The 13,913-nt window shown below is 71.3% G+C and carries 14 protein-coding genes; 7 read left to right on the top strand and 7 right to left on the bottom strand.

The features are described 5' to 3' along the window. The 6 genes from GEV28_RS38420 to GEV28_RS38395 form a co-directional block, all read right to left on the bottom strand. Positions 1 to 270 (bottom strand): serine dehydratase beta chain (locus tag GEV28_RS38420; protein ID WP_291418634.1); only part of this gene is annotated, 270 nt, incomplete at its 3' end. After that, positions 271 to 771, bottom strand: coding sequence for a sarcosine oxidase subunit gamma (locus GEV28_RS38415; RefSeq protein ID WP_291418632.1), 501 nt, complete (start codon positions 769 to 771; stop codon positions 271 to 273). It abuts the gene before it with no gap. Further along, entirely contained in the window at positions 761 to 3,406 is a 2,646-nt protein-coding gene (locus tag GEV28_RS38410; RefSeq protein WP_291418630.1) for a 2Fe-2S iron-sulfur cluster-binding protein, read from the bottom strand. The genes GEV28_RS38415 and GEV28_RS38410 overlap by 11 nt, the downstream gene beginning before the upstream one ends. Beyond that, the gene (locus GEV28_RS38405; RefSeq protein WP_291418628.1) at positions 3,403 to 3,651 is read right to left on the bottom strand and encodes a sarcosine oxidase subunit delta; all 249 of its coding nucleotides are present in this window, start codon (positions 3,649 to 3,651) and stop codon (positions 3,403 to 3,405) included. The genes GEV28_RS38410 and GEV28_RS38405 overlap by 4 nt, the downstream gene beginning before the upstream one ends. Before the next feature lie 11 nt (positions 3,652 to 3,662). Continuing rightward, a complete protein-coding gene (locus GEV28_RS38400; RefSeq protein ID WP_291418637.1) occupies positions 3,663 to 4,877 on the bottom strand; it encodes a sarcosine oxidase subunit beta family protein in 1,215 nt (404 codons plus the stop codon). Beyond that, positions 4,874 to 6,313 (bottom strand): trimethylamine methyltransferase family protein, encoded by a 1,440-nt coding sequence (locus tag GEV28_RS38395; RefSeq protein WP_291418626.1) that lies wholly within the window; start codon positions 6,311 to 6,313, stop codon positions 4,874 to 4,876. Before GEV28_RS38395 ends, GEV28_RS38400 begins: the two co-directional genes overlap by 4 nt. Positions 6,314 to 6,439: 126 nt before the next feature. On the opposite strand from GEV28_RS38395, the gene GEV28_RS38390 reads away from it, so the two are divergent. The 5 genes from GEV28_RS38390 (at position 6,440) to GEV28_RS38370 (ending at position 11,292) form a co-directional block, all read left to right on the top strand. Further along, a complete protein-coding gene (locus GEV28_RS38390) occupies positions 6,440 to 7,189 on the top strand; it encodes an IclR family transcriptional regulator (protein ID WP_291418635.1) in 750 nt (249 codons plus the stop codon). Between the two features lie 16 nt (positions 7,190 to 7,205). Continuing rightward, positions 7,206 to 7,871 (top strand): B12-binding domain-containing protein, encoded by a 666-nt coding sequence (locus tag GEV28_RS38385; RefSeq protein ID WP_291418623.1) that lies wholly within the window; start codon positions 7,206 to 7,208, stop codon positions 7,869 to 7,871. A gap of 11 nt (positions 7,872 to 7,882) precedes the next feature. Beyond that, positions 7,883 to 8,764 carry a dihydropteroate synthase gene (locus tag GEV28_RS38380; RefSeq protein WP_291418621.1) on the top strand — a complete coding sequence of 294 codons (882 nt, stop codon included), beginning with the start codon at positions 7,883 to 7,885 and terminating at the stop codon, positions 8,762 to 8,764. Between the two features lie 133 nt (positions 8,765 to 8,897). Continuing rightward, positions 8,898 to 10,715 (top strand): ASKHA domain-containing protein, encoded by a 1,818-nt coding sequence (locus GEV28_RS38375; RefSeq protein WP_291418619.1) that lies wholly within the window; start codon positions 8,898 to 8,900, stop codon positions 10,713 to 10,715. 10 nt (positions 10,716 to 10,725) lie between these two features. Further along, positions 10,726 to 11,292: a DUF1638 domain-containing protein gene (locus tag GEV28_RS38370; protein ID WP_291418617.1), complete on the top strand. Its 567-nt coding sequence runs from the start codon at positions 10,726 to 10,728 to the stop codon at positions 11,290 to 11,292. Here the strand turns inward: GEV28_RS38370 and GEV28_RS38365 are convergent. Continuing rightward, the gene (locus GEV28_RS38365; RefSeq protein ID WP_291418615.1) at positions 11,282 to 12,094 is read right to left on the bottom strand and encodes a methylenetetrahydrofolate reductase; all 813 of its coding nucleotides are present in this window, start codon (positions 12,092 to 12,094) and stop codon (positions 11,282 to 11,284) included. The two genes, GEV28_RS38370 and GEV28_RS38365, sit on opposite strands and share 11 nt — an antisense overlap. A 107-nt stretch (positions 12,095 to 12,201) precedes the next feature. On the opposite strand from GEV28_RS38365, the gene GEV28_RS38360 reads away from it, so the two are divergent. Then, positions 12,202 to 12,972 (top strand): IclR family transcriptional regulator, encoded by a 771-nt coding sequence (locus GEV28_RS38360; RefSeq protein WP_291418613.1) that lies wholly within the window; start codon positions 12,202 to 12,204, stop codon positions 12,970 to 12,972. A 122-nt stretch (positions 12,973 to 13,094) separates the two neighbouring features. Beyond that, positions 13,095 to 13,355, top strand: a complete 261-nt coding sequence (locus tag GEV28_RS38355; protein ID WP_291418611.1) for a DUF3040 domain-containing protein — start codon at positions 13,095 to 13,097, stop codon at positions 13,353 to 13,355. Positions 13,356 to 13,913: the final 558 nt, after the last annotated feature.

Below are 13,913 nucleotides of genomic sequence, written 5' to 3'. Positions count from 1 at the left end.
CCGGTCGACCCGGTCGGCGACCGTGTCCGTGTCGACCGTCTCCGGCTCCTCGCCCGCGAGCCCAAGCAGGACCGCGCGGTGGCTGCCGTGGCCGTGCCCGGTGGCGCCGAGCGAGCCGAACAGCTCGGCACGGACCGCGCTCGTCGAGCCGAGCAAGCCGTCGTCGGCCAGGCCCAGGACGAACGTGCGAGCGGCACGCATCGGCCCGACCGTGTGCGAGCTGGACGGTCCGATGCCGACACTGAACAGGTCGAAAACGCTGATGGGCAACTACACGAACTCCTTGGAGGCGTCGACGAGCCATGCGGCCAGGTACGGCGCGAACGACCCCCGTACCAGCACATGGTAGGTCGGCTCGTCATCGAGCTGCCGGAGGATCACCTGCGCCCTGGCCAGCAGCGTCTGCGCGCACCGCCCGGGCCCGAACGCTCGCGGGTGCAGGTCGATCGGCATGCCCTTCTCGAGCACGTCGCGGGCGTGTGGCCCGGCCAGCTCGATCGTGGTGCGGTTGGCCGACACGTCCACGACGGAGTCCCCGGTGAGGTCGACCGAGTCGTCGAGTGGTCCGACGACGAGGAACTCGTCCGGGCCCAGCCACAGGATCGCCCGCTCCCCCGCGGTCGCCACCCGGTTCGGGCCGGGCGGCGAGACGCCGAGCAACTCGGCCGCGGTGGTGCGGACATTGATCATGGTGAGGAACGGGAGCTCGCGCACGCCCGAGACGCCTTCGAGCGGGCTGTGTCGAAGATCCAGGCGCGGGTCAGCCGTCACGGCGCGCCCCCTCCGGGTCGTAGAGCACGGGTTCGGTCACGGTGGCCGCGATCGTGCGGTCGCCCAGTGGCGCGTGCAGGACCTGGCCGAGCCGGTCACGGCCGCTCTTCACCAGCGCCAGGGCGAACGTGCGGCCGAGCGCGGCGCTGCGGTAGCTCGACGTCACGTGCCCGAGCATCGGCACGGGCGGGTTCAGCGGCACGTCCAGTGGTATGTCCGCAGCCACGAGCTGCGCGCCCTCGGGCAGCAGCGCGGACGGGTCGACCGGCAGCAGGCCGACGAGCTGCTTGCGGTCCGGGCGCGCAGTGTCCGGCCGCTGGAGCGAGCGGCGGCCCACGAACTGCTTGCGCTTCGACACGACCCAGTCCATCCCGAGGTCGATCGGCGTGACCGTGCCGTCGGTGTCCTGCCCGACGATCGGGTAGCCCTTCTCCGCGCGCAGCACGTGCATGGTCTCGGTGCCGTACGGCGTGATCCCGTGCGCCTCCCCCGCCGCGAGCACCGCCCGCCACACCGGCAGGCCGTACCAGCTCGCGACGTTGACCTCGAAGGCGAGCTCGCCAGAGAAGCTGATCCGCGCGATCCGTGCCGGTACGCCGTTCGCCAGCTCGGTGTCGAGGAACGTCATGAACGCCAGGTCCACCGCCGCGGGCGCCAGGGTGGCGACGACCTTCCGCGACAGCGGGCCGACGACGGCGATCGTCGCCCACTGCTCGGTGACCGACGTGAGGTGCACGCGCAGGTCCGGCCACTCGGTCTGCAGCCACTCCTCGAACCAGTCGAGCACCGCGGCCGCGTTGCCGGTGGTGGTCGTGGCGAGGAAGTGGTCGGCGGCAAGGCGCAGCACCACGCCGTCGTCGAACACCATGCCGTCGGCCGTGCACAGCATGCCGTAGCGGGCCGAGCCGACCGCCAGCTTCGCGAACGCGTTGGTGTACATGCGGTTGAGGAACTCCGCGGCGTCCGGCCCGACGATCTCGATCTTGCCGAGCGTGGAGGCGTCCTGCATCCCGACGCCGGTGCGGGCCGCGCGGCACTCACGCAGCACCGCGGCCGTCATGTCCTCGCCGTCGCGCGGGTAGAACCAGGGCCGCTTCCACTGGCCGACGTTCTCGAACTCCGCGCCGTGCTCGACGTGCCAGGAGTGGATCGGGGTGACCCGGACCGGGTCGTGCAGCGCGTCACGGTCGCGGCCGGCGAGCATCGCGAACGGGACCGGCGTGTACGGCGGGCGGAACGTCGTCGGCCCTGGCGGACCGGCCCCGAGCGCCTCCGCGATGACGCCGAGGGTGGTGACGCCCGCGGTCTTGCCCTGGTCGTGCGCGGTCCCGATGGTGGTGTACCGCTTGACGTGCTCGGCCGAGCGCATGCCCGCCCCGGTGGCGCGCAGCACGTCGGCCACCGTCGCGTCGCGCTGCGGGTCGACGAAGTGGGTGTCCCACCCGCCGCCCGGCGCCGGGATCGTCCACAGTGGCTGGTTCGGGTCGAGCTCGCCGTTCGCGGAGCCGACCGAGACGTGCGCCTGGACCGCGCGGTCCGGCACGAACGCGCCGAGCGACTCGTCGTAGCGCAGCGTGCCGCGGGCCTGACTGTGCAGGTGCACCACCGGGTTCCAGCCGCCCGACACCGCGACGAGGTCGCAGGGAACGGTCTCGACCGGACCGGTGCCGTCCGGCGAGCCGAGGTGTGCGGCGGTCACCTCGGGGTCACCCTCGGTGCCGACCACCGCGGTCCAGAACCGCACCTCCCCGCCCGCGGCCCGCACCCGGTCGGCCAGCGGCGAGCCTTCGCGGGTGTCCGCGACCAGAACGTCCACATCGGACGCGAGCAGGTCGAGCGCGGTCCCGTAGGCGCTGTCGTTGGTGGTGCAGACGACCGCGCGGGAGCCGACGCGTACCGCGTACCGGTTGAGGTAGGTGCGCACCGCGCTCGCGAGCATCACGCCCGGCCGGTCGTTGTTCGCGAACACCAGCGGCCGCTCGTGCGCGCCGGTGGCCAGGATCACGTGGCTCGCGCGCACGTGCCACAGCCGGCCGCCGCCGGGCCGGCGCTCGGCGATGGTCAGGTGGTTGTGGTCGTAGTAGCCGAACACCGTGGCCCGGGTGAGCACCCTGGTCTCCTCGAGCCCGGCCAGCTCGGCCAGCGTCTGCGCCAGCCACGGCCAGCGGTCCGGAGTGGACAGCAGCGAGCCGCCGGGCTCGGCCTGCTCGTCGGCCAGGATCACCCGCGCGCCGGACCGCCCGGCAGCGAGCGCCGCCACGAGCCCGGCCGGTCCGGCGCCCACCACGAGCGCGTCGCAGTGCCGATACTTCTTGTCGTACTCCCCCGAGTCGGGCTCGACGAGCCGCCCGCGCCCGGACAGCGTCTCGGCGACCAGCCCGTCGTACAGCTCCACCGTCGTGGCCGCCAGCATCGGCTCCGCGCCGACCTGGAGCAGCGCGTTGGGCTCGGCCACGCCGGCGTCGACGATCCCGCGCGGCCGGCCGAGGTGGATACTGTCACCGACCCGCCGGACCCCGTTGGCCAGCAACGCCGACGCCACCGTGTCGCCGCGGTACCCGATGTGGGACACGCCGTCCACGGTGAACCGCAGCGGCGCCGACCGGTCGATCCGCCCGCCCCGCGCGACCCTCATGACCGGCCCCCGAACTCGTGGGTCACCGTGTCGCGCACGGCGTCGAACCACCGCCGGCACCCGCTGCTGTGCACCCAGCGCTCGGCGAACGGGCCCTTCGGGTTGTCCCGCACGAACACGTACTCGCCCCACTCCACATCGGACAGCGCGTCCGGGTCGGCCGGGTAGGCCACCCCCGCCGCCCCGCCGTAGGAGAACTCGACCTCGTCCCGGTCGCCGCACCACGGACAACGGATCAGCAGCAAGGAGACCTCCCTCAGTGCGCGACGGCGGCGGCGCCGTGCTCGTCGATCAGCGCGCCGGTGGTGAACCGGTCCAAACCGAACGGTCTGTTCAGCTCGTGCGGGGTGCCGGTCGCGATCGTGTGCGCGTACACCCAGCCCGACGCCGGCGTGGCCTTGAACCCGCCGGTCCCCCACCCGCAGTTGACGTAGAGGTTCGCGAGCGGCGTGGGCCCGATGACCGGCGACGCGTCCGGCGAGACGTCCACGACCCCGCCCCAGGTCCGCAGGACGTGGGCGTGCCCGAAGATCGGGAACAGCTCCAGCGCCGCGGCGAGCTGCCGCTCGATGACGTGCACCGAGCCGCGCTGGCCGTAGGAGTTGAACGGGTCGATGCCCGCCCCCATCACCAGCTCGCCCTTGTGTGCCTGGCTGACGTAGACGTGCACGTGGTTGGACATCACGACACACGGGTGCACGGGTTCGAGCAGCTCGGAGACCAGCGCCTGCAACGGGTGGCTCTGGATCGGCAGCCGCAGCCCCGCCAGCGCAGCCAGCACCGACGAATGCCCGGCCGACGCGAGCGCCACCGCGCCGGCCCGGATCGGTCCGCGGGACGTCTCGACCCCGACGACCCGGTCCCCGTCCCGCACGAAACCGGTGACCTCGCAGCCCTGGACGAGGTCGACGCCGAGCCGGTCGGCACCCCGCGCGAACGCCCACGCGACGTGGTCGTGCTTGGCGATCCCGCCGCGCGGCTGCAGGGTGGCGCCGAGTACCGGGTAGCGCACGTCCGGTGACGTGTTGACGATCGGGCAGAGCTCCTTGACCTGCTCGGGTGACAGCCATTCCGCGTCCACCCCGTTGAGCCGGTTGGCATTGACCCGGCGCACACCCTCGCGCACGTCGCCGAGCGTGTGCGCCAGGTTGAGCACGCCGCGCTGGCTGAACAGGATGTCGTAGTCGAGCTCCTCGGACAGCCCCTCCCACAGCTTCATGGCGTGCTCGTAGATCGCCGCGCTCTCGTCCCAGAGGTAGTTGGAACGGATGATCGTGGTGTTGCGCGCCATGTTCCCGCCGGCGAGCCAGCCCTTCTCCAGCACCGCGACGTTGGTGATGCCGTGGTTGCGCGCGAGGTAGTACGCGGTGGCCAGCCCGTGCCCGCCCCCGCCGACGATCACGACGTCGTAGGACCACCTCGGCGCCGGGTTGCGCCACAGGAAGTCCGGGTGCTGCGCTGTCACGCTCAGTCCCCCAGCTCGCGGCGGCGGCGGGTGACGTAGTCGGCCAGCTCCTCGCGGACCGCGTCGTCCAGCGGCGGCTGCTCGTAGTCGGCGAGCTTCTTCCGCGCGATCTCGGCGGCCCGCGCGGCGGTGTCCCGTGCGCCGCCCCGCATCCACCGCTCGTAGTTCTCCGAGCTGGACAGGAACGGCCGGTAGAAGCACGTCCGGAACCGCTCCAGGGTGTGCGCCGCGCCCAGGAAGTGCCCGCCGTGGCCGACCTCGGTGTGCGCGCCGAACGCCAGCGACTCCTCGGTGATCTCGAGTGGACGGAACTCCTGCTGCAGCATCTCCAGCACCTGCACGTCGATCACGAACTTCTCGTACGACGCCACCAGCCCACCCTCGAGCCAGCCCGCGCTGTGCATCACCCAGTTGATGCCGGCGAGGAACGTCGGCAGCATCGTCATCAGGCCCTCGTAGGCCGCCTGCGCGTCCGCCACCTGGCTCGACGTGAGGCCGCCGCCGGAGCGGACCGGCAGGCCGAACCGGCGCGCGATCTGCCCGGTGCACAGCAGCCCGACCGCGGACTCCGGCGTGCCGAAGCAGGGCGAGCCGGACTGCATGTCGATGTTGGACAGGAACGACCCGAAGATCACCGGCGCGCCGGGCCGGATCAGCTGGGACAGGGCGATCCCGGACAGCGCCTCGGCCATCTGCTGGGCCAGCGTGGCCGGAATGGACACCGGCGACATCGCGCCCATCAGCAGGAACGGCGTGAGCACGACGGGCTGGTTGGCCGAGGTGTACTCGAACTGCGCCTCCAGCATCCGGTCGTCCCAGCGCAGCGGGGAGTTGCAGTTGATGAGCGAGATCGTGGCCGGCGTCTTCTCGATGGCCTCCCGGCCGCCGAAGAGGATCTCGGTCATCCGGATCGTGTCGGCCGCGTTCACCGCGGACACCACGTTGCCCATGTAGAACTTGTCGGTCAGCGTCTGCAGCGCGTAGGTCATGTCGAGGTGCCGCGAGTCCAGCGGCGCGTCGTTCGGCTCGCAGATCACGCCGCCCGCCGAGTCGAGCGCGGGGAAGCTCTGCGCCAGCCGGGCGAAGTTCTCGAAGTCGGCCATCGACGCGTCCCGGCGGACCTCGCCGTCACGCACGAACGGCGGCCCGTAGACGCCGCCGAACACCATGTTCTCGCCACCGATGTGGACGTTGTTGGCGGGGTTGCGGGCCTGCACGTCGAACTCGCGCGGCGCGAGTGCCACCTGTTCGAGCAGGAAGTCCGGGTCGAACCGGACGTTGTTGTCCTCGACCTTCTGCCCCGCCTTACGGAACAGCTCCAGCGCGCGGTCGGACAGGAACTCCACCCCGATCTCGGACACGATCCGGCGCCAACCGGAGTCGAGCACCTCCATCGCGTCCGCGGACAGGATCTCGTAGCGAGGCAGCTGGTTGCGGAACATCGCTCTCCCTTGACGCTCTCCCTTGACGCTGGACCGCGCCGAATCCTACGCTCGTGTTATGGAACTGTGGTTCCATATTATGAAACTCTATGGACGAAGCGGACGAATGGAGACCACACGTTGACCGTGCCGGCCGGCAGCCAGGCGGTGGACCGAGCAGCGGCATTGCTCGGGCTCGTCGTGGAATCGGGCGAACCTCGCACGTTCACCTCATTGGTGGACGAGCTCGGCCTCGCCAAGTCGACGACGTCGCGCCTGCTCCAAGCGCTCGAGCGCAACCGGCTCGTCCGCCGAGACCGCGCGGGCTCGTTCCGCCCCGGCCCGCTGTTCGCGATCTACGCCACCCAGCACGACACCACGCAGGACCTGCTGGAGCTGTCCCAACCGGTGCTCGACGAGATCAGCGAGTACACCGGCGAGACGGTGAACCTGGCCGTGCCGCGCGGCGAGGAGGTCGTGCAGATCGCCCAGGTCGACTCCGACTACATGATCGGCGCCACCAACTGGCTCGACGTGTCCGTGCCGCCGCACTGTTCCGCGCTGGGCAAGGTGTTCTACGCCTACCGGGCCATGGCGCTGCCGGACGGTGACCTCCCCGATCCGCCGCGTGGCCGCCCGCTGTCCCGCCGCCGGCTCGAACGCGACCTCGCCGAGGTGACCCGGCGCGGTTGGGCACTTGCGTGGGAGGAGCTCGAGGAAGGCCTGGTCGCGGTCGCCGCGCCGGTGCACACCCGCGACGGCTCCGTGGTGGCCGCGGTGTCGGTGTCCGGGCCCACCACCCGCATCACCAAGGCCGACGCCGCCCGCATCGGCGCCCGCCTCGCGACCGACGCCCGTTCCGTCTCCGCCCAGCTCGGCTACAAGACCCGCCAATGAGAGAAAGAGAGCCGCCGTGAGCCCCGACGAGATCCTCAAGGCCCTGTACGACGAGACCCTCGTCGGCAACGCGCCACGCGTGCTCGAACTGACCAACCTCGGCCTCGAGCAGGGGATGTCGCCCGAGACGATGCTCTTCGACGCGCTCATCCCGTCGCTGGAGGAGGTCGGCGCCCGGTTCGAGCGCGGCGACTTCTTCGTGCCGGAGATGCTGATCGCCGGCAAGGCCATGAGCGGCGCGCTGAACGTCCTGCGCCCGCTGCTCGCCGAGACCGGCGTCGAGACCGTCGGCACGTTCCTGATGGGCACGGTCAAGGGCGACGTGCACGACATCGGCAAGAACCTGGTCAACATCATGCTGGAGGGCGCGGGCTTCCACGTGATCGACCTCGGCGTGCAGGTGGCGCCGGAGAAGTTCGTCGCCGCGATCCAGGAGTACCAGCCGGACGTCGTCGGCTTCTCCGCGTTCCTCACCACGACGATGCCGATGTTCAAGGCCAACATCAACGCGCTGCGGAAGGCGGGCCTGCGGGACAAGGTGATCGTGATGGTCGGCGGCGCGCCGGTCACCCAGGAGTACGCCGACGCGGTGGGCGCCGACGGGTACGCCGCCGACGCCTCCGCCGCGGTCAAGCGCGCCAAGGAGCTCATCCACCAGCGCCGCACCGCGGCCGCGGTCTGAGAGGGGCGGCCATGCAGACCGTGCTGTCCTCGGCCACCAAGACCGTCGCGATCGGCCCCGACGAGCCGTTCTGCGTCATCGGCGAGCGGATCAACCCGACCGGGCGGTCCAAGTTCCAGGAGAAGCTGCGGGCCGGCGACCTGTCGCGCATCGAGGTCGACGTGGCCGAGCAGCTCGCCGGCGGCGCGATGGTCCTCGACGTCAACATGGGCGTGCCGCTCACCGACGAGGCCGAGCTGCTGTGCGCGGCGATCAAGATGGTGCAGGGGCTCACCGACCTGCCGCTGGTGATCGACTCGTCCGTGGTCGGCGCGCTCGAGGCGGCGCTGGAGGTCTACCAGGGCAAACCGCTGGTGAACTCCGTGACCGGCGAGCGGGAGCGGCTCGACGAGATCCTCCCGTTGGTGCGCCGGTACGGGGCGGCGGTCATCGCGCTGCCCAACGAGGAGGACGAGATCCCGGACGACCCGCGCAAGCGGCTCGACATCGCCCGCAAGATCATCGACGTCGCGGTCGGGCAGTACGAGATCCCGCTGGCCGACATCGTGATCGACCCGCTCGCGATGCCGATCGGCGCGGACACGACGCTGGTGAACAAGACGCTCGACACGATCTCGCTGATCCGCGAGGAGTTCGGCGTCAACATGACCCTCGGCGCCGGCAACGTCTCCTTCGGCATGCCCGACCGCGACGCCCTGGGCGCGACGTTCCTGCCGATGGCCATGCGCTGCGGGCTCACCTCGGCGATCATGGACGCCCGCTCGCCGGTGATGGTCGAGTCGGTGAAGGCCGCTGACCTGTTGCTGGGCAACGACGACTGGGGCGCCAACTGGATCGCCGCGCACCGCGCGAAGCTGCGCGCCGCCGCGGACGCCGAAGCCGCCGGGTCATGACCCCCCTAGTGTCCCCGCCGCGTGTTTCCCAACCGCACCTAAGGGGAACGGGACGCAAACCGACCACAAGTACGTGGTCAACAGGAACGTCATATCCGAATGAGACCAACAGGGAAAAATCCGGGGAGGCGGAATGAGCCGGGTCCGGATCTCGTTCACCCCCAACGATCGCGAGGTTCGGGTGCCGGCCGGGGTGACCGTGTTCGACGCGGCCAGCTGGCACGGCATCGCCATCGACTCGACCTGCGGCGGGCACGGCACCTGTCGCAAGTGCCGGGTGCGCATCGACGGGCCGGTCGAGGTGTCCACATCGGACCCGCGGGCGTTCTCGCCGGACGAGCTCGCCGCGGGGTGGCGGCTCGCCTGCCTCGCGCAGGCGTCGGCGGACCTCGCGGTCGAGGTGCCGCCAATGGTCACCCGGCCGAAGGCGGCGACGGTGGGGGTCGGCCGGCAGGTGATCCTGCGGCCGGCGGTGCAGAAGCGCTGCGTGACGCTTACCGAGCCGTCGCTCGCCGACCAGCAGTCCGACGTGGAGCGACTGCTCGCCGCCCTGGACGACCTGTCGCTGTCGGTCGACCTGCTGGCGGTTCGGCACCTGCCGAAGGCGTTGCGGGACAACGACTTCACCGTCACCGCCGTGGTCGTGGACGACCGGCTGGTCGACGTCGAGCCGGGCGACACCAGCGGCGAGCGGTACGGGATCGCGTTCGACCTCGGCACCACGACGGTCGTCGCGACGCTGCTCGACCTGTCCACCGGCACCCCCTCGGCGGTGGCGTCGATGCTGAACGCGCAGCAGCCGTTCGGCGCGGACGTGATCACCCGGATCAGCGCCACGATGCTCGACCCCGCGGCGCTCGACCGGCTCACCGCGCGGGCCCACGAGACGCTGTCCACGCTGGCCGCCGAGGTGTGCGCCGAGGCCGGCGTGGACCCGTTGCGGGTGTACGAGATCGCGCTCGCCGGCAACGCCACGATGACCCAGCTGGCGCTCGGCGTCGACCCCGAGCCGCTCGGCGTCGCGCCGTTCGTGATGGCCACCAGGACACTCCCCCGGGTGTTGGCCTCGGACCTGGGCGTGCCGGTGCACCCCGGCGCGCCCGCGTACACGTTCCCCGCGCTCGGCGCCTACGTCGGCGGCGACATCGTGGCCGGGATGCTCGCGTCCGGGATGGACCGGGACAAGCGCTTGCGGCTGTTCGTCGACGTCGGCACCAACTGCGAGATCGTGCTCGGCGACGGGTCCCGGCTGCTGGCGACCGCCGCACCGGCCGGACCCGCGTTCGAGGGTGCGGCGATCCGGTGCGGGATGCGGGCCGCCGAGGGCGCGGTCGAGGTCGTCAAGATCGACCAGGAGGACGTGCGGCTGCAGGTGATCGGCGACGTCGAGCCGGCCGGGCTGTGCGGCTCCGGGCTGGTGGACGCGGTCGCCGAGCTGGTCGCCATCGGACTCCTCGACTCGTCGGGGCGGCTGCTCGCGGTCGACGCGGCGCGGGAGAAGTTCCCGACGCTCGCCGACCGGCTGTGCGAGGTGGCCGGCGAGCGGGTGTTCGTCCTGCACCGGAACGGCGCCGAGCCCGCGGTGTACCTGTCCCAGCGCGACGTGCGGGAGCTGCAGTTCGCGAAGGCGGCGATCGCGACCGGCTGGCAGCTGCTGGTCGAGGAGCTGGGTGTGTCCGAAGGGGACATCCAGCAGGTGCTGCTGGCCGGCTCGTTCGGCTCGTACCTGTCACCGGCCAACGCGGTCCGGATCGGGCTGGTGCCGAACATCTCGGTGCTGCGGATCGTCAGCGCGGGCAACGTGGCGGGCGAGGGCGCGAAGATGGCGCTGCTGTCGATGCGCGAGCGGGCGGGCGCCGCGGCGTTGCTGGAGGAGGTGCGCTATGTCGAGCTCTCCGACCGCCAGGACTTCAACGACCGGTTCATCGAGCAGCTCGCCTTCCCGGCCTGACTCCGTCGCGGTGGTGGCGTGCGGGGCGCTGGCCGCACACGTCGCCGAGATCGCCGCGCGGCGGGGCTGGTCCGTGCACGTCCACCCGCTGCCGCCGCTGCTGCACAACCACCCCGCGCGGATCGCCGGTGAGGTGGAGGCCGCGCTCGACACCCTCGTGGGCTATGACCGGCTGGCCGTGGCGTTCGCCGACTGCGGCACCTACGGCGCGCTGGACGAGGTGTGCGCCCGCCGCGGCGTGGCCCGCCTGGGCGGCGCCCACTGCTACGACGTCTTCGCCGGCACCGCCCGGCTTCGCGCGCTACTCGAGGCCGAGCCGGGAACCTATGTCCTGACCGACTTCCTGGTCCGCTCGTTCCGCCGCACGGTCGTCGCCGAGCTGGGCCTGGACCGGTACCCCTCGCTGCGGGAGGGCTACTTCCGGCACTACCGCCGCGTGGTGTGGCTGGCGCAGCGGCCGACCCCCGAGCTGCGCGCGCGGGCCGCCGACGCGGCCGCCGTGCTCGGCCTGCCGCTGGAGGTCGTTCCGGTCGGTGACGTCGGCCTGGAGCGGGAGCTGGCCGCGCTCATCGCCTGAGCAGCTCGGCCCGCCACCGTTCCGTCTCGGCCACCTGGTTGAACGTGAACACGTGCAGCCCGGTCACCGCCAGGTCGGGCTCGGACAGGTCCGCCGCCACGCGAGCCAGCAGCCGGCCCGGTGAGTACGAGGTGGCCAGGCGGGCAAACCAGGACAGGTGCTTGCCGAGGAACCGCGCCGACTCCGCGACACCGATCTTGCCCGCCATCGACAGCAGCTTCGTCCGCTCCACCGGACCGGCCAGGCCGATCCGGATCGGCAGGTCGACCCCGCGCCGGCGCACCCGCCGAACCCACGCGGCGAGCGCCTTCGCGTCGAAGCACAGGTTCGACACGATGTAGGTGGCGTGCGCCCGCTTGTCCCACATGGCCTGCACGACGATGTCGTCGTCGATGGCGGGGTGGCTCTGCGGGTAGCCGGTGATGCCGACGTGCCGGAAGGGCCGGCCGAGTGCGGTGAGCTCCGCGAGGAGCGGCAGCGTGCCGTCGTAGCGTCCGGCGGGTGGGTCGGCGTCGCCTGCCGGGACGAACACGTCGTCGATGCCGGCCGTGGTGAGCCGGTCGACGATCTCCTTGAGGTGCCGCTCGTCGACGACCAGGCGTGCGGACAGGTGCGGCACCACGCGGTAGCCGCGCTCGGCCAGCCGCTCGGCGAGGTCCAGGGTCGGGCCGAGGCCCTTGGTGGGCGACGCGGTGACGGTGATGGTCACCTCGAGCGGCACCGACTCGGCGACCCGGGCCTCGATCGTGTTCGTGGGAATGACCTCGTAGCGGACGTCCCGCAGCCAGTCGACGTTGCGCATAGCCAAACTCGATTCGTCATACGCAATGGCGCTGCCGATGAGCGTAGCTCCCGGCCGGGAGCCGGACAAGGAGCTGAAGCGTTCGCGACAACGCTTATAGTTTCGCCATGAGCAACAAGGAGGCCGGCACGGGAGTCCAGTCGGTCGACCGCGCGATCAGCGTGCTGGAGATCCTGGCGCGGCAGGGCGAGGCGGGCGTCAGCGAGGTCGCGGCCGAGATCGAGGTGCACAAGTCGACGGCGTTCCGGCTGCTCAACGCGCTCGAGACGCGGGGGCTGGTGGAGCAGGCGGAGGACCGGGGGAAGTACCGGCTGGGCTTCGGCATCGTGCGGCTCGCGGGGGCGGTGTCCGGCGGCATGGACGTGACCCGGCACAGCCGCCCGGTGTGCGAGCGCCTCGCGCGCGAGCTGGGCGAGACGGTGAACATCGCGGTCGGCGAGGCGCACTACGCGGTGAACCTGGACCAGGTCCGCGGCAACTCCGCGGTAACCGCGCACAACTGGGTGGGCAGGCTGACCCCGTTGCACGCGACCTCGAGCGGCAAGGTCCTGTTGGCGTACCGCAGCGAGAAGCGCCGGACGGAGCTGCTGTCCCACGGGATGGAGCGCTTCACCCCGCACACGGTGACGACCCGCAAACGGCTGACCGAGGACCTGGCGGCGGTGCACGAACGCGGCTACGCGGTGGCGGTCGAGGAGTACGAGATCGGCCTGAACGCGATCGCCGCCCCGATCAGGGGACACGACGGCAAGGTGTTCGCGGCGGTGAGCGCGTCCGGCCCGGCCTACCGCCTGACCGAGTCGCTGATGCACGAGCAGGCCACGGTCCTGATCCACGGCGCCGACGAGATCAGCCGCCGCCTCGGCTATCTCGGCTGAACGCCACCGTCTGGGGCGTCCCGGAAGATCATGGCGCGGTCAGGTTTCCGTTGCGCGCGACCGGGTATCCGCCGGGCACCCGGCTCGGGCGCGGTGGCCCGGCCACGACGTGCGGAGTCGCCATGCTCAGCCACGACGAGGACAGGCAGCTCAGAGCAATCGAGCAATGGTTCGAGGAGTCCGACCCGGTCTTCACCCGAATGCTCCGCAACGCCGAGCCCCCGAAACCCACCCACCAGCGCCTCGCGGCCCGCATCGCCGTGGACGTGACCGGCGGGGTCCTCTTCACGATCGGCGCCCTCACCGCGACCGCCGGTCTCCTGGTGATCGGCTTGCTGGCGATCACCATCGGCGCCTGCCTCCACGTCGCCGCTCGCGGGTGACGACCTGATGGGGTGGGTGTCCCTCCGGTCCAAGAGAGTCGCAAGCCAGTCAGAACACGGTGAGCTCGCATCCGAGGACGAATACCAACTGCGGCCATTGTTGCCGCGCCTTCTCGCTGGAGCGCTGAGACAGGACGGGGCCGACACGTCGATCCGTTCACTTGCGGCCGATCTCCGCCGACGCTCTGCGAAGGCAACTCGGGATCGGAGCCAAAACGGGCTGACGGTTGGTTGCTCTTGCGTGCGTTGAGAGCCGGGTGCAGGTCGCGAACGAAGTCGGCCCCGACGACGACGGCGGCTCGGGTGCGACGCTCGCTGCTTGGCTGTTCATGCGGGCATTGCTCAGGTAGGTCAATCTGACGGCTTGACCCCATCAGGGGATAGCGGGCATCAAGGAACTCCTGGCCGGGCACCGGGCCAATGCCGCTAACTTAGGGCGCGTAGTGAATCAAGTCAGGGTGGGTTGGGCGTGTCGCGTGTCGGGCGGAGGGTGTAGTTCCAGTCGCCGTGCCAGGTGTCGCGGGTGATCGGGAGTTCTTTCATCTGTCGGTCGCTGAT

It is taken from the genome of Actinophytocola sp., from assembly GCF_009379765.1.
In the GTDB taxonomy this organism is placed as follows: domain Bacteria; phylum Actinomycetota; class Actinomycetes; order Mycobacteriales; family Pseudonocardiaceae; genus Actinophytocola.
This window is presented reverse-complemented; position numbering and strand designations above follow the sequence as displayed.

Excerpts from the sequence above, each read along its gene's own strand:
- GEV28_RS38410 (WP_291418630.1), bottom strand. The coding sequence starts at position 3,406 with ATGAGGGTCGCGCGGGGCGGGCGGATCGACCGGTCGGCGCCGCTGCGG.
- GEV28_RS38395 (WP_291418626.1), bottom strand. The coding sequence starts at position 6,313 with ATGTTCCGCAACCAGCTGCCTCGCTACGAGATCCTGTCCGCGGACGCG.
- GEV28_RS38380 (WP_291418621.1), top strand. The coding sequence starts at position 7,883 with ATGCAGACCGTGCTGTCCTCGGCCACCAAGACCGTCGCGATCGGCCCC.
- GEV28_RS38375 (WP_291418619.1), top strand. The coding sequence starts at position 8,898 with ATGAGCCGGGTCCGGATCTCGTTCACCCCCAACGATCGCGAGGTTCGG.
- GEV28_RS38365 (WP_291418615.1), bottom strand. The coding sequence starts at position 12,094 with ATGCGCAACGTCGACTGGCTGCGGGACGTCCGCTACGAGGTCATTCCC.
- GEV28_RS38360 (WP_291418613.1), top strand. The coding sequence starts at position 12,202 with ATGAGCAACAAGGAGGCCGGCACGGGAGTCCAGTCGGTCGACCGCGCG.
- GEV28_RS38355 (WP_291418611.1), top strand. The coding sequence starts at position 13,095 with ATGCTCAGCCACGACGAGGACAGGCAGCTCAGAGCAATCGAGCAATGG.